Consider the following 24,104-nt stretch of genomic DNA (forward strand, 5'->3'; position numbering starts at 1 on the left):
GAGCCCACATGAAAAAAATAATTACGAAAGCGTCAGGCCTTGTCATCGTGTGCGCAACCCCACTGGCAATGGGGTTCACCTTTGAAACCGAAACCCTCAATGGCTCCTTCGACTCCACGATCACCGCAGGCATGGGCCTGCGTACCGAGTCGCGGGGCTGCAACCTGATCAACCAGGGGCCGACCGGGCACAACGTGCCCTCCGGCTGCCTGGCGCAGAGTTCCGGCGTGGCGGACCAGGGCGACCTGAACTACGACCGCGGCGACATGTTCACCAACTACCTCAAGGGTACCCATGAGCTGTTGCTGAAGATGCCCGAAGACTTCACCTTCATGGCGCGCGGGACCTGGATCCGCGACTTCGCTGCCACCGATACCACCGGCACGCTGTCGTTCAACACCCCAGAGAGCGTCGGCAGCAACGGGCTGAGTGACGACGCCCGCGACGACCTCGCCTTCAAGGCTCGCCTGCTGGACCTGTGGGTGAGCAAAGGCTTCGACATGGGCGGGCAGCGGGTCCGCGCGCGCCTGGGCAACCAGGTGATCAACTGGGGTGAAAGCCTGTTCGTGGCCGGTGGCATCAACAACACCAACGCCTACGACTACCAGGCCCTGGCACGTCCCGGCGTGCAGCTCAAGGAGGCCGTGCTGCCCGCGCCGATGCTCAGTGTCGCTTCGGGCCTTGGCTCGGGTGTCAACGTCGAGGCCTACTATCAGTTCCGCTGGAACAAGAGCGAGTTGCCGCCGGTGGGCAGCTACTGGTCCACCAACAACGCGCTGGGTGAGGGCAGGGGGGACTACGGGTTCTCCGAGAAGGACGCCCGCGACAGCGGCCAGTGGGGCCTTTCGCTGCGCTGGCAACCAGAGGACAGCGACATAAACTACGGCTTCTACGTGATGCGTTATCACGACAAGTTGCCGTCATTGCGCGTCGCCATTCTTGACCCGGACACCTTCGCCGCTGCCCCCACCTGGGAGTACCAGGAAGACCGGATGATGTATGGCATCAGTGCCAACATGCCGATCGGTGACTGGGCCGTCGGTACGGAGCTTTCGTACCGGCCCAAGGATTCAGTCATGCTCAACCCGGTCATCGACCTATGCTCCAGCAATGGCGGCAAATGCTGGAAGGACGAAAAGAAGTTCCAGTGGCACCTCACCGGCCTGTACAGCTTCACGCCTTCGAACTCCCCGACGCTGCTCGACTTCACCGGAGCCAGTACGGGCACCTTGCTGTCCGAGCTTGTGGTCATCAAATACCCAGGGCTGCATAACGAGGTCAATGGCGAGCCACTCGCTGCAGGGCTCAATACCTGGCAGCTGGACCCTGCGACAGCGCCCAAGCCTCGTGGCGACAAGACGTCCTCTGGCATCAACCTGGACTTCAGCCTGACCTATGACGGCACGTTGCTGCCGGGTTGGCAGGTCACGCCAGGTGTCTTCTACTCGCGCTCGCTGGGGGGCAGGACGCCGAACCTGAGTGCGACCTTCACCGAAGACGCGAGCAGCATGAACCTGTATCTGAACTTCGTGCGAAACCCGGCCAGTTGGCAGATCTCCCTCAACTACGCGAAGTTCATGGGCGGCGACACGCCCTACGACCAGCTTTATCGTGACCGCGACTATGTCGGCATCGCGATTTCCCGCACCTTGTGAGGCCCGCCGTGAACGGTTCTGTAAAGTTATCCGAAGCTCCGGCACCTGGCCTGCTGTCACGTGTCGAGGGTGTGTTCTTCGGGCATCGTCGTCTGGTGCTAGCGAGCCTGGCGGTGTTCACGCTGATCATGGGCTGGTTCGCCGTGCAACTGCGCATGGATGCAGGCTTCGAAAAGCAATTGCCGGTAGGCCACGAATACATCAAGACATTCGAGGCCTATCGCAACGACCTGCTGGGAGCGAACCGGCTGACCATCGTGGTCAAGGCCCGACAGGGCGATATCTGGAGCGCCCCGGGCCTGAAACGGCTGTATGACGTCACCCAGGCGGTGACCTTCCTCCCGGGGGTTTCCCGCAGCAGCGTGCGTTCGTTGTGGACGCCCAATGCCTTCGTCAACGAAATCACCGAAGAAGGTTTTCGCGCTGACCCACTGGTACCAGGAACGGTTTCGCCCGAGCACCTGGATGACCAGGTCATCGCGACGATCGCCAGCTCCACCGCCCAGGGTGGTTTCATCGGCACGCTGGTTTCCCGGGATCAGAGCAGTGCGATGATCACGGTGGAACTCAACGAATACGACACCAATGGCGCGCACCTTGACTATGTGGCGTTCAACCACAGGCTGGAGAAAGAGATCCGCCAGCAATTCGAGGATGGCGATTTCGAAATCCAGATCATCGGTTTTGCCAAGCAGATCGGTGATATTGCTGACGGGGCTTCAGCCGTGCTGGAGTTCTGTCTGCTGGCGTTGCTGCTGACGGCGGGGGCGGTGTACTGGTATTGCCACTCGCTGCGCTTCACGCTGCTGGCCCTGGTCTGTTCGCTGGCCTCGCTGGTGTGGCAGTTCGGTAGCCTGCGCCTGTTGGGGTACGGGCTCGACCCGTTGGCGGTGCTGGTGCCCTTCCTGGTATTCGCCATCGGGGTGTCCCATGGCGTGCAACAAATCAACTTCATCGTCCGCGAGATCGCCACCGGCAAGAGCGCCGAAGCGGCGGCGCGTTCGAGCTTCACGGGGTTGCTGATTCCCGGGACGCTGGCGCTGGTGACCGCGCTGGTTTCCTTCGTGACGCTGTTGTTGATCCCGATCCCTATGGTGCGGGAACTGGCGATCACGGCCTCGCTTGGCGTGGCCTACAAGATCATCACCAACCTGGTGATGTTGCCGTTGATGGCGTCGCTGCTGAGTGTCGATGACAAGTACGCAGCCGCCCAGGAAGTGTCCCGGCAGCGCCGCACCCGCTGGCTGCGTGGCCTGGCCCGGCTCGCCGAGCCACGCAGGGCACAATGGGTGCTTGGCTTTGCCTTGGTGGTATTCCTGGTGGCGATCTGGCAAAGCCATGACCGTGTCGTGGGCACGCTGCAGGCGGGCGCGCCGGAGTTGCGCGAGGACGCCCGCTTCAATCGCGATGCGGTTTCCATCGCCGGCAACTACGACATTGGCCTGGACTGGCTCAGCGTGGTGTTCGAAGTCAACAAGGAGCCCTCTGGCGAAGACAGCCAGGTGGCCTGCGAGGATGTTGCCCTGGGCCAGTACCAGGATCGCTTCGTGTGGGCTATGCAGGGGGTGCCCGGTGTCCTGTCGGTAACGTCGTTTTCCAGCAACATGCGCCAGTTCAATGAGGGCTACAACGAAGGCAACCCGAAGATGGCAGCGGTGCCCATCGACCCGATGAACTACGCCGCCCTGGCTACCGAGGTTGCGCGCACGCCCGGGCTGATGCGCACCGACTGCAGCATGACCGCAGTGCACCTGTACCTGGCCGATCACAAAGCCACCACGATCAACCGGGTAGTGGATGCCGCCAAGGCATTCCGCAGCGAATACCCCCTGCCAGGCATCTCGGTGCGCCTCGCTTCGGGCAACGCCGGGGTGCTGGCAGCCATCAACGAAGAAGTGGAAAAAAGCGAAACACCCATGCTGCTTTATGTCTATGCCGCCATCGCATTGCTGGTGTTCGTGGTGTATCGCGACTTGCGGGCAGTCCTGGTGTGTTGCCTGCCGCTGACCATCGGCACCTTCATTGGCTACTGGTTCATGAAGGAGCTGCAGATCGGACTGACCATCGCCACCTTGCCGGTGATGGTGCTGGCGGTGGGCATCGGCGTCGATTACGCCTTCTACATCTACAACCGTCTGCAACTGCACCTGGCTCATGGGCAGTCGATTACCAAGGCCGTGGAATACGCGCTGCTCGAAGTGGGTGTCGCCACTATTTTCACTGCCATCACCCTGGCTGTGGGCGTGGCCACCTGGGCCTTCTCGGAACTCAAGTTCCAGGCCGACATGGGCAAGCTGCTGGCCTTCATGTTCATCGTCAACATGGTCATGGCCATGACCGTGCTGCCGGCCTTCGCCGTGTGGCTGGAGCGGGTATTCCCACGTAAGCGCCCCGTGCGCATGATTGGCGCGCTGGTGCACTGAGGAGAGAAGCATGAAGTTCAGGGTTTCATTCACCGCAGCCTTGCTCGCAGCAGCAATGCCGCTGATGTCTCTTCAGGCCGCGCCGTTGCAGGCCGTACCGGCCGTACAGGCGAGCAATGCCACGCAGGCCACCATGCTGGCCGCCGGTTGGGCGGGGGCGCGCATGGTGGCCGTGGGCGACCACGGTGTCGTGCTGTTGTCCGACGATCAGGGCATGCAGTGGCGCCAGGCGAGGTCGGTACCGCTGTCCACGCCATTGACGGGCGTGTCTTTCGTGGATGCCAAACGCGGCTGGGCGGTTGGCCACTGGGGCGCGATCCTGGCCACCACCGATGGCGGGGAGTCCTGGCAGGCCCAGCGACTGGCCACCGAAGAAGACCGGCCACTGTTCGCGGTGCACTTCTTCAATGCCCGGCAGGGTGTTGCAGTAGGCCTCTGGTCGTTGGTGCTGACGACCGAAGATGGGGGCCAGACGTGGGCTGAGCAGCCGCTGCAGGCTCCGCCGGGGGCCAAGCGGGCCGACCTCAACCTGATGGGGTTGTTTGCCGACAGCCGCGGCAGGCTGTACGCCACGGCCGAGCATGGGCAGGTGCTGCATTCCGAAGACCAGGGGAAGAACTGGCGTTACCTGGATACCGGCTACGAAGGCACCCTGTGGTCTGGCGCAGTACTGGCCGATGGGCGTCTGCTGCTGGGTGGCCAGCGCGGCACCCTGTTGCAGGGTTCAGCGGACGGCAAGGGCTTTCGCCGAGTGCCAACGCAAAGCAAAGGCTCTGTCACGAGCGTAGCGGTAGCGGGCTCTCGTGTGTTGGCGGTCGGGCTGGATGGGCTGAGCGTGCAGAGCAGCGATGGCGGGCACAGTTTTCAGGAAACGCAGACCGCTGATGGCCTTTCACTGACGGCGGCGTTGTTCAACGCCGAGGGCGTACCTGTCTTGTTTTCACGCCGAGGGGTTATGCCCTGCCAGGAGTGAAGGGCCGGCCACTCGTTCAGAGGCCAGGCATCGCAAAGCGATGCCTGGCGTGTTTCCTTGCCTGGGCGTCTGGGTGGTCGTGGCACCATCAGGCCCAGGCAAGTCAACGCTGGACGCTAGAGCTGAAGGTAATCCGCCAGGTCTGCGTAGTTATGTTGCCAAAGGCCAGGGCTGCCATTGGGGTATTGGGAGCGGAAACCGAGAATCTTCTGGACCCGTGGAGAAAGCGTGCGTACCAGCTCGAGCGGCACGATCAACGGGTAGGCTTCTTCAGGCGTGATGATCGAAGCCTGCATAGGGATGGTCAGCCCGCGACGGTAATGGTCGGCGGTCACGTTGGCACCGCCGCCATGAACGACTTTCCCGCCGAACAGCATGGCATCGCCGGCTTTCAACAGGGCGGGGATCGTCATCTCTGGGGTGCCTGTGTCGTAAAAGTCATCCCAGTCCTGGCTCCCGGGGATCAAGCGCGTGGCGCCGTTTTCCTCGGTGAAATCGGTCAGCGCCAGCATCAGGTTGGTGATGGCGCGTGGTGCATGCCTGTTCATGGCCACGAACGGTTGGTACTGCATCATGTCACGGTGCAGCATTTGCGCTTTGTTGCCTGGGCCGATCTCGATCAACTGGGCCGTGGTCAGCCACCAGTCACCGCACTCCGGGGCGTAAAGCACGTTCCCCAGTTCGTGAAAGAGGTCGTCATCGAGAATTTCCTCACGAAAGGTCTTGCTGTGAGTGACGAGGTTGGTAAGCCGTTTGGTCTGGTGGCCATGGAACTCGGCGATCAGCGCGTGCTCGTGCCTGGAGCCGGCATCGAGCGCGGCCAGGGGGGCGTCGAGTTCGCTGTTGATTCGTGCGACTTGTTCAGGGGTCATGAAGTTGCGGATGATCACGGCACCTGCCTGGTCGCTCAGCAGCGCAATTTCTTGCGCGCAAGTCGAGCGGCTTACAACTGGCAGGCTTGGCGTGGAGTCGCGAGAGGCTGACATTGAGAACACTCCGGATTGAAAGGAACGGTTGCGCAGGCGGGTTGACGTTTGGTCAACGGGCATCAGGAAACAGGCCTGCTTGCTACTGCGCTAAACCCAGGAAAGGGACATGGAGCGCCACGGTGCCTCCTTGTTCTTTTTGTTCAGGCAGTGCGTTCATGCTAGGTTTGCACTGGCCCTGCGCCAAGGTACGAACTGCACCATTTTCCAGCCGATTTTTGAGTGATTTGCACCGCCCATGACCAGCACGCCATCGCCCTGGCCACGCCCCTCGGAAGCCGTTCGCGAGCTTATGCGCAAAGGCGCCGAACTCGCTCAGGCGCTGCCACCTGAGTGGGTCGAGCGGCTGAACCAGTCACTGTTCTCTTCACCCGAAGATGCCAGGTTGCTGGAGGACCCGGTTATCCTCGCGTCGTGCCGGCGCGCCAACCGGGCAGAGTTGCTGCATTGGGCCAATGCCAACCTGCAGCGCCCTGGTGAGCCGGTGGAGCCCTACGTGTCTGCTGACATGGTGGACACGGCCAGGGAGCTCGCCCGCAGGGGGCTGTCCGAGCTGCTGATGAATGTTGCAAGGTCGACACAGAACGCAGCCTGGGACCTCTGGATGAAGATGGCCTTCAGCCTGACGCAAGATCCCGTGGTGCTCGAGGAATTCCTGAAGGTCTCGTCGCGTTCGATCTCGGAATTCATCGACAGCAACATGCGTGTGGTGACGCAGATCATCCTCGAAGAAAAGAGCGCCCACGCCCATGATGATCCTGTCGATAAACGCAGCCTGGTCAGCCGGCTGCTCGATGGCAGGGATGTGGACGCGGAGCAGTTCGGCAGGCGACTGGGCTACAGCCTTGCGCAGAGACACCATGCCTGCCTCGTCTGGAGCGAAACCCCGGACGCCGAGATTCGCCCCCTGGAAGATATGGCGCGTGCGCTGGCGCAGCTCACGGGCACGGTAGCGCCCCTGATCGTATTTGCGGGCACTGCGACCCTGTGGGCCTGGAGCAGTGCGGCAAAGCCGCTGGACCTGAACCTGCTGCAAGGCGTCACTCGACAATTTCCCAAGATTCGCGCGGCAATCGGTTCGGCGGGCGCGGGGATGAATGGGTTCCGGCGCTCGCACCTGGAAGCCTTGACCACCCAGCGGTTGATGGGCCGTTTGGCGGGTTCCCCCGCCGTTGCCACGATCGATCAGGTGAGGATGGTGTCGTTGATGACCCAGGATGCCCGCGCGGCCAGGCAGTTCGTCTTGAGCACCCTGGGGCGCCTGGCGACCGAACCCACGGTGCTTCAGCATTCGTTGCACGCCTTCCTGGCCAACGGCTGCAACATCACCCAGACCGCCGAGGTGCTGGGCACCCATCGCAATACCTTGCTGCGCCGACTGGAGCGCGCCCAGGACCTGCTGCCTGTCCCGCTTGCCGATCATCGCATCCAGATCGCCGCCGCTCTTGAGCTGGTGATCTGGAGTACGCCGCTCGATGGCGACGAGCAATAGCAGTTATCCCCTTCCTTTGGCGCAATAGCGCTTAACGGCGGTTGCCCTACGCGGGCGCCCAACAGGGCGCCCGCGTTGCAATGCCCTGCAGAAACGCGTTCTCCAGCATCTTTGCACGCTCTATTGGCGCATGCCCTCGCTGGCGGGCATCGACCATGCCGTGCAACAGCGATACGAACATCTCGGTCAGCAGCGCCGCGGTGACATCCGCTCGAAATACACCCTGTCGCTGGCCGCTGAAGAACAACGCATCGAGCGTTTCCAGATAGAGCCGCAGGTCGTGTTGCACGCTCATGTGCACAGGGTAACGGGAAGCCAGGAAGGCGATCAGTTCGCCTTGGGCCAGGTGTTCGCGAATCAGCTGACGCAACGCGGCCAGGGGCTCTGTGGAAGCCAGCGCGCCGCTGTTGTCGAGGATCTGCATGAGCGTGTTTTTGGCGTGCTGTTCGAGCTGGCTATCGAGGTTTTCTCTCGTCCCGCAGTAACGGTGCAAGGTAGCCCGGCTGATGCCAGCCAACGCCGCCAGTTCACCCATGGACGCTCTGGGTCGCAAGGCGGCAGCGGCATAGAGGGCCTTCACCAGCTTGGTGGAAAGCGATGAAGGAGGGAAGCCTGAATTGGTCATGAGGAGTCTTTTTTGATTTTTGTGAGACATAATTGACTCATATGGGTTTGAAAAGTAGCATTCGCCCCGTTTTCAATCAAGGCTCGGGTGAGTGATGGGCAAGACAGGTTCGATAAGAGTGGGCGTACTGGCCGTGGCGATTACCTTGGCCGGGTGCGAGCCCGCAGCAGAGCAGGACGGCGCAGCCAACGCGAGCTACCCGGTGGAAATCGTGACGTTGGCCTCCGAGCAGGTGACCCTGGCCGCTGAGTTGCCGGGCCGGGTCGAGCCGATGCGGGTCGCAGAGGTAAGGGCGCGGGTGCCGGGTATCGTGTTGCACAAGCGCTTCGAGGAAGGGGCTGACGTCAAGGCGGGGGATATGCTGTTCCAGATAGACCCGGCGCCGTTCAGGGCTGCCCTGGCCCGCGCCGAGGCGGACCTCGCCCGTGCCCAGGCCGTGCAGCAGGAAGCCCTGGCACGTGTGAAACGCTATGAGCCGCTGGTCAAGATCGAGGCGGTCAGCCAGCAGGACTTCGACAGCGCCACTGCCGAGTTGCGCAGTGCCCGTGCGGCAGTACGTTCCGCGCAGGCCGATGTGCAGGCCGCACGCCTTAACCTGGGTTACGCCACTGTCACTGCGCCGATCTCCGGACGCATTGGCCGTGCGCTGGCCACCGAAGGCGCTTTGGTGGGGCAGGGGGAGGCGACGCTGATGGCACGGATACAGCAACTGGACCCGATCTACATCGACTTCACGCAATCTGCTGCTGACGCGCTGCGCCTGCGGCAGGCGGTCATGGACGGCGCACTCTCGGCCGACAGCCAGGGTCTGACCGCGCAAGTGGAAGGCACCGATTTCCAGCGCTCAGGCGAGCTGATGTTCACCGATGTGAGTGTGGACCGCGGTACCGGCCAGGTCGTCCTGCGTGGGCGTTTCGATAATGCCGACGGCATCCTCTTGCCGGGCATGTATGTGCGCGTGCGCACACCTCAAGGTACCGACAACCACGCCATCCTGGTTCCTCAGCGTGCGGTCCAGCGAGGCAGCGATGGCCAGGCACGGGTCATGGTCGCCGCCAATGGCATCGCCGAGGCACGCGTCGTGCGAACCGGTGTGATGCAAGGCTCGCGTTGGCAAATCAACGAAGGGCTCAAGCCAGGTGATCAGGTGATCGTCGGTAGCCCGGCAGGGTTGGCTCCCGGTATGCCGGTGGCGCCGGCACAGCAACAAACGGCTGCCGCCCAGTGACGCGAGGAACGTGAGATGTCCAGGTTTTTCATCCGTCGCCCGAACTTTGCCTGGGTCGTGGCGTTGTTCATTTCACTGGCAGGATTGCTGGTGATTCCATCCTTGCCCGTGGCCCAGTACCCCAATGTGGCGCCACCGCAGATTTCCATCACTGCCTCCTACCCCGGCGCTTCGGCCAAGGTCATGGTGGAGTCGGTGACCAGCATCATCGAACAGTCGCTCAACGGCGCCAAGGGCCTGCTGTACTACGAGTCCACCAACAACTCCAACGGCGTGGCCGAAGTGATGGTGACCTTCGAGCCTGGCACCGATCCGGACATGGCGCAGGTCGATGTGCAGAACCGCTTGAAACAGGCCGAGGCGCGTATGCCTCAGGCGGTGCTGACCCAAGGGCTGAAAGTCGAGCAGGCCAGCTCCGGTTTCCTGCTGATCTACGCCCTGACCAGCACGGTCGGCAACCGTGGCGATACCACGGCCCTGGCCGACTATGCCGCGCGCAACATCAACAACGAACTGCTGCGCGTGCCCGGCGTGGGCAAGCTGCAGTTCTTCGCGTCCGAAGCGGCCATGCGCGTCTGGGTGGATCCGCAGAAGCTGGTGGGTTATGGCCTGTCCATCGACGACATCAACGCGGCGATTCGCGGCCAGAACGTCCAGGTGCCGGCCGGCAGCTTCGGCAGCACGCCGGGCGCCAGCGAGCAGGAGCTGACCGCGACCCTGGCCGTGCAGGGCACCCTCGACACGCCAGAGGCGTTCGCCGGCATCGTCCTGCGCGCCAACCCGGATGGCTCCAGCGTGCGTCTGGGTGATGTTGCGCGCATGGCCATCGGTAGCGAGAACTACAACCTATCGGCACGTCTGAATGGCCACCCGGCGGTGGCCGGCGCGGTGCAGCTGGCGCCGGGCGCCAACGCCATCCAGACAGCGACGCAGGTCAAGGAGCGCCTGGCCGAGCTGTCGCAGTTCTTCCCCGAAGGGGTCGAGTATTCGGTGCCGTACGACACCTCGCGCTTCGTCGACGTGGCCATCGAGAAGGTGATCCACACCTTGATCGAAGCCATGGTGCTGGTGTTCCTGGTGATGTTCCTGTTCCTGCAGAACGTGCGCTACACCCTGGTGCCCTCGATAGTGGTACCGGCGTGCCTGCTCGGGACGCTGATGATCATGAAACTGCTCGGCTTTTCGGTGAACATGATGACCATGTTCGGCATGGTGCTGGCCATCGGCATCCTGGTGGACGACGCCATCGTGGTGGTGGAGAACGTCGAGCGCTTGATGGCCGAGGAAGGCCTGTCGCCGGTGGAGGCGACCATCAAGGCCATGGGGCAGGTTTCCGGGGCCATTATTGGTATTACCCTGGTGCTGGCGGCGGTATTCCTGCCTTTGGCGTTCATGTCCGGTTCGGTGGGGGTGATCTATCAGCAGTTCTCTGTGTCTCTGGCTGTCTCGATCCTGTTCTCCGGCTTCCTGGCCCTTACCTTCACCCCTGCACTGTGCGCCACGCTGCTCAAGCCAGTGCCCCATGGCCATCATGAAAAGGGCGGTTTCTTCGGCGCCTTCAACCGTGGCTTCGCCCGTATCACCGAGCGCTATTCGCTGCTCAACAGCGAGCTGGTGGCGCGTGCCGGGCGCTGGATGCTGGCGTATGTCGGCATCCTGGTGGTGCTGGGCTATTCCTACCTGCGCTTGCCGGAGGCCTTCGTGCCGGCTGAAGACCTGGGCTACAGCGTCGTCGACGTACAGCTGCCGCCGGGCGCCAGCCGGGTACGTACAGACTACACCGCCGAGGCGTTGGAGAAATTCCTGATGTCTCGTGAGGCGGTGGCCAACTCGTTCATCGTCAGCGGCTTCAGCTTCTCGGGCCAGGGCGACAACGCAGCACTGGCGTTCCCCACCTTCAAGGACTGGTCGCAGCGTGACAAGACACAATCGGCGGAGGCGGAAACGGCAGCGATCAACGCACAATTCGCCGCCAACGGTGACGGCACCATCACCGCGGTCATGCCACCGCCCATCGACGGCCTGGGCAACTCCGGCGGTTTCGCCCTGCGCCTGATGGACCGTGGCGGCCTTGGCCGTGAAGCACTGCTCGCCGCCCGCGACCAACTGCTGGCCCGTGCCAACGGCAATCCGGTGATTCTCTACGCGATGATGGAAGGCCTGGCCGAGGCGCCGCAGCTGCGCGTGCACATCGACCGGGAAAAGGCCCGAACGCTGGGGGTGAGCTTCGAGGCCATCAACAGCACCTTGGCCACTGCTTTCGGTTCGGCGGTGATCAACGACTTCACCAATGCCGGGCGCCAGCAGCGCGTGGTGGTGCAGGCTGAGCAAGGCGAACGCATGACCCCCGAAAGCGTGCTGCGCCTCTATGCCCCGAATGCCAACGGCGAGCAGGTGCCGTTCAGCGCCTTCGTCACCATCCAGTGGGAAGAGGGGCCGGTGCAACTGGTGCGCTACAATGGCTACCCGTCCATCCGCATCGCCGGCGACGCTTCGCCGGGGCACAGTACTGGCCAGGCGATGGCCGAGATGGAGCGTCTGGTCAGCGAGCTGCCGCCGGGTATCGGCTACGCCTGGACGGGCCTTTCCTACCAGGAGAAGGTGTCCAGCGGCCAGGCGGCCAGCCTGTTCGCCCTGGCCATCCTGGTGGTGTTCCTGCTGCTGGTGGCGCTGTACGAAAGCTGGGCGATTCCGCTGACGGTCATGTTGATCGTGCCGATTGGTGCCTTGGGTGCGGTGTGGGCGGTGACGCTCACCGGCATGCCCAACGATGTGTATTTCAAGGTCGGGCTGATCACCATCATTGGCCTTGCGGCGAAGAACGCCATCCTGATCGTCGAGTTCGCCAAGGAACTGTGGGAGAAGGGCTACAGCCTGGGCGACGCCGCCATCGAGGCCGCGCGCCTGCGTTTCCGTCCGATCGTGATGACCTCCATGGCGTTCATCCTCGGCGTGGTGCCATTGGCCATCGCCTCCGGCGCGGGGGCGGCAAGCCAGCGCGCCATCGGCACCGGCGTAATCGGCGGCATGCTCAGTGCCACCTTGTTGGGCGTGGTCTTCGTGCCGATCTGTTTCGTCTGGGTGTTGACGCTGCTCAAGCGCAAGCCCGCACCTGAGCAACCGGTCGAGGTCGCCAAGTGATGATCAAATTCAATCGTGTGCTTCCCTTGGTCCTGTCCTTGACCTTGACCGGTTGCTCCCTGGCGCCCACCTATCAGCGCCCAGAAGCACCGGTGGCGGCCGGATGGGGCGATGCTGCCGGTCATGCCGGCCGTTCGGTGGAGCAGATGCAGTGGCAGGCTTTCATTGTCCACCCGGTGCTGCGTCAGCTGATCGCCAGTGCGCTGGACAACAACCGCTCCTTGCGCCAGACCCTGCTCGACATCGAGCAGGCCCGCGCCCAATACCGGATCGAGCGGGCCGACCGGGTGCCTGGGCTGAACGCCAGCGCCGCGGGCAATCGCCAGCACCTGCCTTCGGCACTTTCGAACGATGGCCGCGAAGGCGTCACCAGCACTTATCAGGTGGGCTTGTCATTGCCGGAATATGAAGTGGACCTGTTCGGACGGGTCAAAAACCTGAGCGATGCGGCCCTGGAGCAGTACCTGGCCACCGAGGAAGCCGGGCGTGCCGCACGCATCGCCCTGATCGCCGAGGTGAGCCAGGCCTACCTGACCTTGGACGGTGCCGAGCGGCGCCAGGCGCTGACCCGCCAGACCCTGGCCAGCCGCGAGGACTCTCTGGCGTTGGTCGGTGAGCGTCGCGCTGCCGGCACGGCCACGGCGCTGGACCATCAGGAGGCGTTGGGGCTGGTCGAGCAGTCTCGTGCCGAGCTTGAAGTCACCGTGCGCCAGCAGCGCCAGGCCTACAACGCGCTGGTGCTGTTACTGGGCAGCGCCGAGGCGGCCAAGGCGATGCCCGTTGAGCGCCCAGATGAGCCAATGGTGCTCAATGACATTGCGCCGGGCGCGCCGTCGGCATTGATCGAGCGCCGTCCCGATATCCTCGCTGCCGAACACCGGCTGCGTGCGCGCAATGCCGATATCGGCGCGGCGCGGGCAGCCTTTTTCCCGCGTATCAGCCTGACCGGCAGCTTTGGGACCGCCAGTGCGCAGATGTCCGGGCTGTTCGACGGTGGCTCGCGTAGCTGGAGCTTCATGCCGCAGTTGTCACTGCCGTTGTTCGACGCCGGGCGCAACCGTGCCGGGCTCAGCCTGGCCGAGGCACATAAGGACTCGGCCGTGGCCGCCTATGAAGGCGTGATCCAGGTCGCCTTCCGCGAAGTGTCCGACGCACTGGCTGCCACCGACACCCTGCGCCGCGAACAAACCGCGCGCCGGGCCCTGGTCGACACCAGCCGTGCGACGCTGGCATTGGCCAAGGCGCGGTACGAGGGTGGGGTGGACAGCCATTTGCGTTATCTGGACGCGCAGCGCAACAGCTACGTGAACGAAGCAGCCTTCATCGAAGCCAGTACCCAGCGCCAGCTTGCGTTGGTCGACCTGTTCCGCGCACTCGGTGGCGGCTGGCCGGGCAAGGGCTGAAACAGCCTCCTTTGGTTGGCATGTCCAGCCACTTGGCCCCAGAGACCGATGTCCTGGGGCCTTTTTTTGGGCTGGCGAAGGCAGGTCAGCGAGCAGGTGCCGCAGCGCCGTCGAGGAATAGCAGCTCCAGCGTCTGCACGGATGTCGCGCTGGCTGCTCGCCCGCGTCGTTCGGCATCGACGATGCCGTACACCATGCTCAGGAACATTTCAGTGAAGATCGCCGCGCTGATATCGATACGGAAAGCGCCCGCTTGCTGGCCACGCAGGAAGAAGGCATCCAGTGCGTCGGCATAGGCCCGCCACGGGCGGTTCGCCTCGCTGTCGTCGAACGAGTCCGGGCGGTACTGAAAGAGCAGGAAGATCATCATCTCGCGATGCTTGAGGTGCTCGACGATGAGGCGATGCAGGGCTGCGCTGGGGTCGCTGCCGTGCAGGTCAGCGTTGCCGATGACCTGAGAGAGGACCTGGTCGCCATAGCGCTCCAGCATATTCACCAGGTTGTCACGGGTTCCACAGAAACGGTGCAGGGTCGCCTTGCTCACGCCCGCCGCCTCGGCCAGCTCCTTCAATGTGGCTCGGGGGTGGACGACGATCGCGTCGGCCAGCGCTTTGAGCAGGCGCTCATCGGTAGGGAGGTGCATCAGAAGATTCCACACTGCATATCGTGCAAGCATTGTGAAGGAAAACGACTCATAGGACACCCATTTGAGTAAATAATGGCTCAAACAGGGCTTGCAGGTCGTAGACGTACGGGTGCTTGCTTGCACGTGTACCGGCACCGCCTCTTTCGGTGTGCCAGAACGAGGGAGGCGGCGAAGTTCAGGGGCAGAGTGAAGCACTCTTGGGATGGCGCCGGGATTAGGGAAGGCGACTGAGGACTTGGCGATTTTGGATGAGGAAATCATGACAATAAAGGCGTCAATCAAGGCCTTCCCGCGCTCTGCGCTAACGGACTCGGATTCGAAAGGCAGCGCCGCCATAGCCTTCTTGCGCGATCACCGCGATCGCCGCCGCCAACAACTCGGACCTTTTGGCGTCGCGATCTCAAACCGGGCGCCCACGACGGGCAAGCGGTGATTAACGCCTCGGCCGCGGCGCCACTGCTTCTACCGCCAGGGGAACTGAGACGGCAATTCCTAGTAATTATGTATTATTTCATACGTTGAACGTATTATAAATTAGTTTTTGTCGCGATTAGATCGGATAAGATTTAATTATCAGACCTAAAAGGATGGAGGGCAGGGCATGGCAGTAGGCGTACCGGAAAACGACGTGTTTGCCGCCGCGGACGCAGTTCTCGCCCGCGGCGAGCGGCCCACCGTGGAGCGCGTGCGCCTGGAACTGGGGCGGGGCAGTCCGGCGCGGGTTGGCGCCTTGCTGGATCAATGGTGGGAACAACTGGCCGGCCGCCTGCGCGGCGAAGCCCGCCTGCCGGGATTGCCGGCGGAAGTGGCGCAGGCCTTTGTGGCCATTTGGCAGCAGGCAACCACCTTGGCTCAGGGGCTGGCCGAGCAGGGGTTGGCCGGCCAGCGCCAGGTCCTGGCCGATGAGCGCGAAGCGCTGAGTGCTCTGGAGGCTCGTGCCCGCCTGGAGGTGGTCCAGGCGCGGCAGCAGACAGCCGAGGCCGTTACCGCACGGCAAGGCGTCGAAACCCGCCTGTCTGACCTGGATCAGTTGCTGGTTCAGCGTCAGGCGCAGATCGACGACCTATGCCGCCAGCGGGACGAACTCCAGGCGCAGCGCGATGATGGTCGCCACCAGTTGCTCGAGCTTCAGCAACAGCTACTGGACAGTCGCGAGCAGGCGGAGCGAGCGCGAGACGAACAGCAGCGTTACACCCGTGACGTCGAAGACCGGGCCTATCGCGAAATTGATCGGGCCCGCGAGGAAGGCAAGGCGCTGGGCACACAACTCAAGGACGCTCAGGGCCGGCTCAGTGCGGCCCAGCAGAGCGCGGAAGCGCATCAACTGGCCTTGGCCGATGCCCGGGAACAGGCACAACTGGTGCGTAGCCAAGCTCAGTTAGCGACCACGCAGCTAGAACAGGCTCAGCAACAAGCAAGGACCACGGGTGAACAGGTTCATTCCCTGCAAGCTGCATTGCAGGCTGTGCGCGAAGAATTGGTCGCAGCCCGTGAGCGGGCAATCGCAGCCGAAGCCCGCGCTGAGGCGCTGGCCAGCCGCCCCCGGCGCTCAGTGAAAAGTCGCGGATGATTCAGAAAATGCGCAATTCATCCGGTTCAGTATGTTTGAACCTCTCGCCAATCACGCGGGTAGCTCTCGCCGCCAACAGCCGGAGTAAAGTAGTTGTCGTCTGCAAAAAAGAACCTGTGGCACTGGCTGTCTACAAAGCCGGGCTTGCTCCTGGCCCTGTTGCTCAATGTCATTCAGAGCTGGATCACATACCGCTTCTTCGGGATAGATGCATCCGCGATGGCATACCTGATGGGCGCTTTTACCGTCTTCATCTTTTTAGTCGACAACCGCGACGACCGCTTTCTCAAAGGTTTCTTTCTGATTGCGTATGGCGTGATGATCCAGTTTTCCTACGACTTGGTATTCAAACAAGCATTGGAAGGCTCGCACTGGGCAGATAACGTCAAGATGCTGCTCATGATGATTACGATCGGTTCTACTGGGGCAGGCGGAAGCTTAATCGCCACGCACAGTGATCGCAGCTCAACCGACCAGGAATCCAATACCAATCAGGCCAATGGTGAGGCGGCTTTCAGTCGACTCGATACACTCGAACGTCAGGTGCAGGGGCTGGATCGCAAATTGGACCGATTGATCAAACAAGCGGGGCTGGCGAGCGCTTGCCTGTTGTTCGCCGGGCTGATGCTAATCATCTTGCTGTTAGCACGCTGAGTCAGTGCGCAAATGTCGCTGCAATCGGAGACACAGTCGCGCCGGGGCTGTGAGTCAGTCCGCCTCAGCACGCCCACGGCGAGACTCAGATGGCTAGACGGCGTTTGAAATTCTCTAGCCAAGTCTTGGCCATTGCCGAATAGGGCGCTTCTGGCGCAGCTGCGGCCTTGAGTTCCTCCAGCATGCGGTCACGTAGCAGCCGCAGCCGTGTGGCAACACCGGCTGCTGGCGTTCCTCGTAGCTGAAGCGCGGCATCTGGCGCCTCCAATGCGTCGATCGAGGTGGCCAGGTCAATGATGAGGTCGCCAAGAAACTCCATGCTACGCAGGACACGATTGCGGTCTTGCAGCAGCTTGAGACGGTTTAATCCGTACACCTGGATTGAAACTGCACCGCGCTGTTGCTGCTCTGGGGAACCGGTTGGCACGATCAATCCCGTGGGGTGCGCGGGATCAACGCTGTACAGCAGATGAGCGGTTGGATCGTCATTGCAGGGATTGAGGAGCAATGGCTGCTCCCTGGAGAAGTCCGTACCTTCCGCGGTAGTTCTTACCCCGCCAGCGGCCAAGGGAAAGCTGTTTTTCTTTCCTGCTTGGGTCAACGTCGGAGAGGTGCTGGCGGCCAAAACGGCCAAGCTTGAGGACGCCTCCACAATCACCTGACCGCGCTTGCGATTGCAGTCGATGCATGATGGCAGCAGGTTTTCCCACTGCATGGCGATCCACCAGTAACCGCCATGGGTGGCAGCCTCGGTGACACCCCCCTTCGGCCGATAATGCTCGATATCGACCGGCGCCGAGGCGGCATAATAGGTCTCACAGTAAGCACACTTGCCGTGAAACATTTTCTCCAAAGCCCGGCGGACATCATCCCCCTTGTAGGCCGTGTACTCGAAACTCTTCTTTTTTTTGCCAGCCGGCGCGGGGGTGGCGCGGTGCACGCGTACTCGCGCAAGTTCATCGCTACCGGCGGCCCCAAGTTGAAGGGAGGCGGGAGTAGGAGCACGCTGGACCTGACGCATGATCACAAGCCCTCCAATGCGGCGAGGATTTCGTCTTTGGCCTTACGCCGTAACGCATGCAATGCCTCACTACTCGCGGCGCGTCGCCGGGCCAGGTACTCGGCGACAGCCTGCTGCACGAGCCGATGTGCCTCGCTTGAGCCGATGGGCAGGGCACCGTTTATGTCGCGTTGGAAGCCGCTCAACATCTGCTGATCATCGATACTCAAAAGTTCGCCACGGCTACGCTTGGCCATCAAGTCGGCAACATTGGCCAGATGGCGATCGGTGTATGCGTCGTCGGTGGAGAGCATCTGGAAAAAATCCGAAGTGAGTAGCTGCTCGAGCCGAAGTTCCGCCACCGGCGGAAGGCCGGAGATGCTTTCGATGGCGATCGGGAATTGACTGTCCAGCCGAGCCTCCGAAGTGGCGATGCGTTGCACCACCGCGACTTCACCGTCTGCCATGCCGCGCAAACACAACGGGTCATGCGTGGTCACAATAAAGGTCATGTTCGGCAGGGCCGCGCGCAGGCGAGACATCACCTGTACTTTCCAACGCGGATGCAAGTGGGCCTCGATTTCATCAATCAGGATTACCCCACGTGCTGCCTGAAAATTCTCGAATCCAGGATAAACTCTCGGATTCATCAGCCCTTTGAAAATGTCGCAAATCATTGCCAACATTGACCGATAGCCAGAGGAGACGGCGTGAAGCGGTGTGTGGTTGAAGCGTGTTGAACCGTCCAAATCGGTCACGGTGGTGACCATGCACAATGCGCCGGTTGCCGGCATGCGTTGAATGACTTCGAATTCACCATCGATTGCCAATACATCGCGCAGTGTGCGAATCACCATGTCGAAGCGATCTTGTTGGAGCCTGCTTAGCCAGGGCTCGGGATTGGAGAGCGGATGACCGTCAAACAGACTGCGCACATGGGTATGTGCAGTCGCACGATGGCTGGTCCGACCGTATCGACGAAAAGCACCGTAGGCAAAGACAGGGACCTGCTGGTTGCCCAGATCGCTGTCGTGGGTGGGCTGTTGCCGGTCGATGCCCAATTGAACCCAGCGTTGGTTGGTCAGTTCGATTCGAATGTGGGTCTTCGCCCTCTCCCCTGACTGTTCAACGCCGAGCTGAGTAGGGTCAATTACCATGTCAGCCCAGGGTACATTGAGTGCGCTGCGTACCGCCGAAGGGACGAGGGTCAAGGCGATGGCTTCCAGAATAGAACTTTTTCCAGTGGCGTTTTCACCCAGAATGACCAACGAGGGAGCCAGTGCTCCATGGTGCTCCACAGGGTTCGCCGATGGCTCGTTAAGCCTGAGGTCCAGACGTTCAATAGCTTTAAAGTTACGAATTTGAATAGCAATCACGGCATCCTTTGCCGGGGGCAGGCGCCGGACCTGCGTGCCATGGGCGCGAAGATACGAATCCTCACGCTGCAGCAGGTGGCGCGCCTGATCCAATAGCGCTGCGGCATTGGGGATCGCAGCCCATTTGTAAAGGGCAGGGCGCACACGCTCGACAGCCAAGTGCCGCCCGATGCCTTTGATCGATAGATGTTCGAGCAGGCGCCTCAGCAGTAAATACCACGTACCCCCGAACTCCAGGCTCTTGAAATCAACCAGCGGGTCAATGTTCTTGAGCTCTCCTGAAACCACGCACGTGTAAAGAGCTTCCAAGCGCCTTTGATAAACCTGATAGCGTTGATCGCGGCGCTCCCCGCGGTTGAGGTCGAAGATGGCAATGGTTTGCTCGCCGCGCGGTGTGCCTGCCAACAATTCACCGTCGAGTGTGGGGATCAAGTGCTTGGCAAACTGTCGCTCCTGGGTGGGATCCAGCAGCAAGGGCTCCTCTTCGGGCGAACCAAAAGGCCAAAGCCCTTTGCCACTGGTGACATACGCCTGAACTTGGTCCAGCGCTGGTGGCCGGCAGCGCGCTCTGCGAACTGGAAACTGCGGCTCAATCGGCATGCAGCCGTGACAGATGGGCAGCAGGTTCTGCCACGCGTCGGCAAGCCACAGGTAATAAAGATGCGCGTCACTGGAGCGCGCAACTGGCAGCGCGTTACCTGGCGGACGGAAGCGATGAATGACCAGCGTAGCGCTGGCTTCACAGAAAACGCAGCGCTGCCCGCTCATGTCGGCCAGCGCTTCCAACAGGTGCGGCTCTTCCGGGCTAAATCCGATGGCCGGCACGCTGGTTTGCGCCCGTCGCTGAGGCTCCAGCTGCCAAAACTCCAGCATCGCTTTTCGCGACGCCTGGGCTTGGGGGGAGCTGAGAGCGGCTGGAGGAGTCATGGGGCGGTCAACGTACTGCATTGTCGACCTCCAATACCGGGGAGAGGAGGGTGCTGGTCCGAATGAGACGACGCGCAGCGTGAGCGACCTCCTCGATGCGCCATGGTTGCATATCTCCGTCAGTGGTTGCCCGGCTGACAGCACACGCACGCATGTAGGTGCAAAAATGCTGAACCGGGTGTTTTTCGGCAAGTTCGAGAATCGCACGGTAGGTGATCTCAGAAGATTGCTCTTGGAGCATGCCGAAAAGGCGTTCGCGCGCGTCCTGAGCATCATCACGTACCGTTGGGGAATACACCCCGCCTCCGGCCCGATTAAGGTCGTTCTTCACTCGGATGACGCTGTGCATCAGGAGGTACAGCTCTTTCAGGTAAGTTGGACTGTTGAAGCCGCCAATGCTCAGGACTGCATCACGTCGACCTCCCAATAGCTCTACGCTGAAGGTTTCGCCGAAGCGCTCGGCAGCAGCTCGGGATAACTTTCTCAGGGCTGTTTTCAATGCCGGAAGCGACAATGTCGGGTCGGCGTCGGTACGGACCGCGTACCAAACGGGCAATTGCTCGCCCGGCGTCGCAGGGTTGCTGATCTTGTCAAACGCCAGCCCGGCGATCTCGGCCGCTGGTAAGTTGTCATTACCGATGATGCGCCGGCTGTAGCGCAGGCATTCAAGGTTCAGTACCTGATGGTTCATCAGCCATTGCTTAAGCAACGGTGCCAGCGTTGAATGCAGTACGGGCGCGTGATAGACCACATCGTGCAAGACATAGAAAGAACGCTGCTCCGGCTGGCTGGTGGACAATTCCCAGTCAATTTCGCGGTAGAAGAATGCGGTCGCCTCAGGCAGATGCTGTCGACAGAAGCTATCAAACCAGAAAGGAAAACCATTGAGCTCGAAGAGCGCGTAGCGCAAGGCCGACTCCGCTTCCCGTGCGTCTAATTTGGCAATGTGTTCATGGTTCTGCAGTTCAATGGCGAGGCCAGTCAACCCGAACATGACCGCAGCGGGAATACTGTTCGGCTCTGCGCCTTCTGAGCGTAAAGTGGGTTGGTAGGCTCGCCAGAAAGCGATGGCTGCATCCCGATAGGCTTCGGCAACCGCCAGGCCAAACTCCGGGATCAGTGCGCTCCAGTCACTGCCATCAAGCTGCGTGGACGATCCGGAGGCGTCACGAATATGCTCCATCAGATGAAACTGAAAGTTACTCACCTCGCTCGGTTGCAAGCCAGGCGGGTGACGCACTAGATCGGGCTTGGCCTTGAGGCGCTCGACAAAATGTGTCCACTGGTTACTTTCTCGTTTTTGCTGTCGCGCATGCTGGCGACGGTACTTTCTTTCCTGTTCCTGAAAGCGCACGAGTGTGGGATCCGGTTTCGGGTTGAGCAGTGCAAGCAGAGTTTCCTGCAAAGCAGCATGGCCATGCGTAGTGGCCAGCAATTGCTCACGCCAGAGTGTAGGCTTGCCATGGTCATTGAAGGTGCGATAGGCCCTTGCGAGCGCGACAAACTGGTCGTCTTCTAAAGGTCGCTGCCTAACCCAGTCCAGAATTCTGGGGAAGCTGTCCGCAGCAAATGCCCAGAAGTGCCATGAATAGCTAACCAGCCAATCGTCCTTGAGGCTTTGATTCCTGCGTGCCTGCCGCGTGCGGCAGTCCTCGATGCACCTCCAAAACAGCGCGTCGTTCAGCTCTGGCCACGCGGGAACCAAGGTCGTCAATGCGCCTTTGATATCGCCCAGTTCGCTACCGTGCCACTGCATAAGCTCAGGGGCCGCCGCAAGAACTCTCAGGGTCGTGGAGGACATGGCGGCTGGAGCCCGCTTAGCGATTAAGTGCTCTACGCATCGCAAGGCGATTGGCATTAACCAGTAGTACGCTTTCGAAAGCTCGCACTCCCCACGCTCCAGATGCGGCTTTTTCTGGAGGTAAGTCAGCAAACCGCTGGCAAAAGCGTGCAAGTCATCGGCTGACGTGGATTCTGAACAGCCCGCCAAGCGGTTGACGAAATCCGTCAGGTTGCCAGCGAGCCCACTGGAGTCGTAACGTTTGTAGTCCACCGATCGGGCAAGTGTTTCCAGAATAAGGTCAATCGAGGCTTTCTGTGGCGGTGCATACGCGACCAACTCGGCAAAGACCGTGCGGGGTATCTCCCCCCCGCTGTCCAGAATGGCTCGCCAAAGCTCGTTGAGGCGCTCGTTGTCCGCCAAGCACCCAACTGCGCGTACTGCTACCAGTCGAGCATAGTGACCGCGTTGAGGGTCCGCAGCAATACGGCTAAGTGGCGCAAGACTCTGAGTCATCTTTCCTTGCCATACCAGGCGTCCCAGAATAAACATCACCCGGTCATCTTCGAAATGCTTTTCGATGAGCTGAAGTGTGAAGGGTTCCAGCTCGGGGGTGGCAATTCGCACGATTGCACTGTTATCCAGCCCTCTGAGCGACGCACGCGGGTCTGTGATCTGTTCAATTACCCGTTTTAGAGTTGTCTCGCGCTCAATGAGGGGCAACGCTGCGGCGTCTCCGCCCTCAACAACGACTTCTGGGTAGTGCGCAATGACTCGCTCACGGATGCGTTCGTCGAACAAAACCAGCCAAGGCAGGAGAGGGCGCAGGCGTGCACTCAAAACCGTCAGCCCATAGCGTGAGCGAAACATCCAGTTCTCGATTTCATTGCGATTAGTGTCGGTACCCAACTGCTGGTGGATCCAGCGCGCGGCGAGTAATTCCCGCACCTCGCGATGACGGAAACGCACTTCTCCGTAGACCGGCTCACCGAAAAGCCCGCTGGTGAGCAGAGCATGGAGCTCGGCCGCAGACCATTCGGGCAGCAACACCATCGGGTCGATGCCTTCACCGGTTGTTGTAGCTTGCAATCGCACGTTAGCGACGCCAGTCAGGACTACCGCGATGGCAAGCAATTGGGCGCCGTCCTGCAGACGTGTGAGCGTTAGCGAAGGTGTACTCAATTCTGCCTGGCTTAACTGCCGGGTAACACTTTGCTCCAGGATGTTCAGCCGGCTCCCCAACACCTGATCGGTTTTCCAGGCGTGAATCAGGTCGCGTAAGTCGAACGGTAGTTGTGCCAACGTGAACAGATTACTGCGTTCTAGTTCGTGCAAAAACGTCGAGCTATTCGGCACTTCGCTGCACTCAGCGAAAGTCCGGATGTCTTCGGCCGATAACGCGGTCATTTGGTAAACGTTGAGTGTGGGAAGAGGCTCTTCGTTGGTGTGCGCGGTAAACCGTTGTGCAGTGACTTGGTCTGCGATCAGACTGACACTGGGCTCTTCTTGTTCACCCTCAAGCGTGATCATGTCAGCGTGAAACGGCAGAATTGCTTCAAGCAGTGTACGGTCTCGCTGCGGGCGCCAGGCATACGGGCGGCTCGACACATAAATGTGCGCGCGATTGCAAGCCAATCCCACTCGACCGGCAAAATTGCGCAGTGCTTGTTCGAATACCCGCGCCGCTGTGAGGCGAATTTCATCTACAGAATCGAGGAAAAACCAACCTTCATCGGAACTTGCTTGCCAGCTGAGGAATGCCTCTGCCGACCCTACTTCGAAAGCCTGCTCAAATTGCTCCGAGAGGTCTTCGATACGGATAAAAAACGCAGCTTTACCCTGGTCTTTCAGTCGCCGTGCGGCCCCTTCCAACTCGTAGGTTTTCCCGGCGCCAGCTTCGGCGAGAATGACCACACGGTATTCGTCGAACAACTGTGCCCATGTCTTGACGTCAGACGAAGCGCTTGGGAGCAAAAGTTCTCCAAGTGGAATATCGTCCTTCTGATAGGTTTCCGGGACAAGGCGGAAACCCCGATTGAGTGGTACCTGGGGCATATGGCATCCCTGCAATGAAGGTTCAAAGTTTTCTTAGCGGTGTGCCTTATCAGTTGGCTGGCATTTCGCCGTGCGCCCGTGTGGTTTTGAGGTATGAGCGCAAATGGGGCCTAGCCGCCGACTCTGCATCAAGACCGCGAAGCTCGGTCCGACGGATTTCACCGTTTGGT

The 24,104-nt window shown here is 61.2% G+C and carries 15 protein-coding genes; 9 read left to right on the top strand and 6 right to left on the bottom strand.

Annotated elements, in window-relative coordinates:
• Window positions 1-8 precede the first annotated feature (8 nt).
• From ACLEJP_RS04230 to ACLEJP_RS04240, 3 genes are read left to right on the top strand one after another with little or no spacing between them, the layout of a single operon-like run.
• Window positions 9-1,655, top strand: a complete 1,647-nt coding sequence (locus ACLEJP_RS04230) for a DUF1302 domain-containing protein (protein ID WP_416765767.1) — start codon at window positions 9-11, stop codon at window positions 1,653-1,655.
• 8 nt (window positions 1,656-1,663) lie between these two features.
• Complete coding sequence (locus tag ACLEJP_RS04235) at window positions 1,664-4,078, top strand: efflux RND transporter permease subunit (protein WP_440777641.1); 2,415 nt, start codon at window positions 1,664-1,666, stop codon at window positions 4,076-4,078.
• Window positions 4,079-4,088: 10 nt separating this feature from the next.
• Entirely contained in the window at window positions 4,089-5,051 is a 963-nt protein-coding gene (locus ACLEJP_RS04240; RefSeq protein ID WP_440777642.1) for a WD40/YVTN/BNR-like repeat-containing protein, read from the top strand.
• Between the two features lie 116 nt (window positions 5,052-5,167).
• On the opposite strand, the gene ACLEJP_RS04245 is transcribed toward ACLEJP_RS04240, so the two are convergent.
• Window positions 5,168-6,037 carry a phytanoyl-CoA dioxygenase family protein gene (locus tag ACLEJP_RS04245; protein ID WP_326431180.1) on the bottom strand — a complete coding sequence of 290 codons (870 nt, stop codon included), beginning with the start codon at window positions 6,035-6,037 and terminating at the stop codon, window positions 5,168-5,170.
• A 238-nt stretch (window positions 6,038-6,275) separates the two neighbouring features.
• On the opposite strand from ACLEJP_RS04245, the gene ACLEJP_RS04250 reads away from it, so the two are divergent.
• A complete protein-coding gene (locus ACLEJP_RS04250; protein ID WP_326431181.1) occupies window positions 6,276-7,529 on the top strand; it encodes a PucR family transcriptional regulator in 1,254 nt (417 codons plus the stop codon).
• A gap of 46 nt (window positions 7,530-7,575) precedes the next feature.
• Here the strand turns inward: ACLEJP_RS04250 and ACLEJP_RS04255 are convergent, their stop codons facing one another.
• Window positions 7,576-8,184 (bottom strand): TetR/AcrR family transcriptional regulator, encoded by a 609-nt coding sequence (locus ACLEJP_RS04255; protein WP_440804637.1) that lies wholly within the window; start codon window positions 8,182-8,184, stop codon window positions 7,576-7,578.
• Between the two features lie 64 nt (window positions 8,185-8,248).
• Between ACLEJP_RS04255 and ACLEJP_RS04260 the strand changes: the two genes are divergently transcribed.
• Genes ACLEJP_RS04260 through ACLEJP_RS04270 form a run of 3 tightly spaced genes read left to right on the top strand, consistent with a single transcriptional unit; the run spans window position 8,249 to window position 13,926 of the window.
• Window positions 8,249-9,382 carry a MexC family multidrug efflux RND transporter periplasmic adaptor subunit gene (locus tag ACLEJP_RS04260; RefSeq protein ID WP_440777644.1) on the top strand — a complete coding sequence of 378 codons (1,134 nt, stop codon included), beginning with the start codon at window positions 8,249-8,251 and terminating at the stop codon, window positions 9,380-9,382.
• A 15-nt stretch (window positions 9,383-9,397) separates the two neighbouring features.
• Window positions 9,398-12,523 (top strand): multidrug efflux RND transporter permease subunit, encoded by a 3,126-nt coding sequence (locus tag ACLEJP_RS04265; RefSeq protein WP_440777645.1) that lies wholly within the window; start codon window positions 9,398-9,400, stop codon window positions 12,521-12,523.
• On the top strand, window positions 12,523-13,926 hold the full coding sequence (locus ACLEJP_RS04270) for an efflux transporter outer membrane subunit (RefSeq protein WP_440777646.1): 1,404 nt from the start codon (window positions 12,523-12,525) through the stop codon (window positions 13,924-13,926). The genes ACLEJP_RS04265 and ACLEJP_RS04270 overlap by 1 nt, the downstream gene beginning before the upstream one ends.
• An 85-nt stretch (window positions 13,927-14,011) precedes the next feature.
• On the opposite strand, the gene ACLEJP_RS04275 is transcribed toward ACLEJP_RS04270, so the two are convergent.
• Window positions 14,012-14,569 carry a TetR/AcrR family transcriptional regulator gene (locus ACLEJP_RS04275; RefSeq protein WP_326431187.1) on the bottom strand — a complete coding sequence of 186 codons (558 nt, stop codon included), beginning with the start codon at window positions 14,567-14,569 and terminating at the stop codon, window positions 14,012-14,014.
• Window positions 14,570-15,173: 604 nt separating this feature from the next.
• Between ACLEJP_RS04275 and ACLEJP_RS04280 the strand changes: the two genes are divergently transcribed.
• Together ACLEJP_RS04280 and ACLEJP_RS04285 are read left to right on the top strand one after the other, a co-directional pair.
• A complete protein-coding gene (locus tag ACLEJP_RS04280; RefSeq protein WP_440777647.1) occupies window positions 15,174-16,142 on the top strand; it encodes a DNA-binding protein in 969 nt (322 codons plus the stop codon).
• 93 nt (window positions 16,143-16,235) lie between these two features.
• The gene (locus ACLEJP_RS04285; RefSeq protein ID WP_440777648.1) at window positions 16,236-16,796 is read left to right on the top strand and encodes a hypothetical protein; all 561 of its coding nucleotides are present in this window, start codon (window positions 16,236-16,238) and stop codon (window positions 16,794-16,796) included.
• Window positions 16,797-16,881: 85 nt separating this feature from the next.
• Here ACLEJP_RS04285 and ACLEJP_RS04290 read toward each other — a convergent pair whose 3' ends face one another.
• From ACLEJP_RS04290 to ACLEJP_RS04300, 3 genes are read right to left on the bottom strand one after another with little or no spacing between them, the layout of a single operon-like run.
• Window positions 16,882-17,817, bottom strand: coding sequence for an HNH endonuclease (locus tag ACLEJP_RS04290; protein ID WP_440777649.1), 936 nt, complete (start codon window positions 17,815-17,817; stop codon window positions 16,882-16,884).
• Between the two features lie 2 nt (window positions 17,818-17,819).
• The gene (locus ACLEJP_RS04295; protein ID WP_440804638.1) at window positions 17,820-20,120 is read right to left on the bottom strand and encodes an AAA family ATPase; all 2,301 of its coding nucleotides are present in this window, start codon (window positions 20,118-20,120) and stop codon (window positions 17,820-17,822) included.
• On the bottom strand, window positions 20,107-23,934 hold the full coding sequence (locus tag ACLEJP_RS04300) for an NACHT domain-containing protein (RefSeq protein ID WP_440777651.1): 3,828 nt from the start codon (window positions 23,932-23,934) through the stop codon (window positions 20,107-20,109). The genes ACLEJP_RS04295 and ACLEJP_RS04300 overlap by 14 nt, the downstream gene beginning before the upstream one ends.
• Window positions 23,935-24,104 lie beyond the last annotated feature (170 nt).

The organism is Pseudomonas sp. SMV7 (assembly GCF_052041995.1).
In the GTDB taxonomy this organism is placed as follows: Bacteria; Pseudomonadota; Gammaproteobacteria; order Pseudomonadales; family Pseudomonadaceae; genus Aquipseudomonas.

What these genes read in the sequence shown, in the direction of transcription:
- ACLEJP_RS04250 (WP_326431181.1), top strand. Translation starts at nt 6,276, where the DNA reads ATGACCAGCACGCCATCGCCCTGGCCACGCCCCTCGGAAGCCGTTCGC.
- ACLEJP_RS04230 (WP_416765767.1), top strand. Translation starts at nt 9, where the DNA reads ATGAAAAAAATAATTACGAAAGCGTCAGGCCTTGTCATCGTGTGCGCA.
- ACLEJP_RS04275 (WP_326431187.1), bottom strand. Translation starts at nt 14,569, where the DNA reads ATGCACCTCCCTACCGATGAGCGCCTGCTCAAAGCGCTGGCCGACGCG.
- ACLEJP_RS04260 (WP_440777644.1), top strand. Translation starts at nt 8,249, where the DNA reads ATGGGCAAGACAGGTTCGATAAGAGTGGGCGTACTGGCCGTGGCGATT.
- ACLEJP_RS04240 (WP_440777642.1), top strand. Translation starts at nt 4,089, where the DNA reads ATGAAGTTCAGGGTTTCATTCACCGCAGCCTTGCTCGCAGCAGCAATG.
- ACLEJP_RS04270 (WP_440777646.1), top strand. Translation starts at nt 12,523, where the DNA reads ATGATCAAATTCAATCGTGTGCTTCCCTTGGTCCTGTCCTTGACCTTG.
- ACLEJP_RS04290 (WP_440777649.1), bottom strand. Translation starts at nt 17,817, where the DNA reads ATGCGTCAGGTCCAGCGTGCTCCTACTCCCGCCTCCCTTCAACTTGGG.
- ACLEJP_RS04245 (WP_326431180.1), bottom strand. Translation starts at nt 6,037, where the DNA reads ATGTCAGCCTCTCGCGACTCCACGCCAAGCCTGCCAGTTGTAAGCCGC.
- ACLEJP_RS04300 (WP_440777651.1), bottom strand. Translation starts at nt 23,934, where the DNA reads ATGCCCCAGGTACCACTCAATCGGGGTTTCCGCCTTGTCCCGGAAACC.
- ACLEJP_RS04280 (WP_440777647.1), top strand. Translation starts at nt 15,174, where the DNA reads ATGGCAGTAGGCGTACCGGAAAACGACGTGTTTGCCGCCGCGGACGCA.
- ACLEJP_RS04265 (WP_440777645.1), top strand. Translation starts at nt 9,398, where the DNA reads ATGTCCAGGTTTTTCATCCGTCGCCCGAACTTTGCCTGGGTCGTGGCG.
- ACLEJP_RS04255 (WP_440804637.1), bottom strand. Translation starts at nt 8,184, where the DNA reads ATGTCTCACAAAAATCAAAAAAGACTCCTCATGACCAATTCAGGCTTC.
- ACLEJP_RS04295 (WP_440804638.1), bottom strand. Translation starts at nt 20,120, where the DNA reads ATGCAGTACGTTGACCGCCCCATGACTCCTCCAGCCGCTCTCAGCTCC.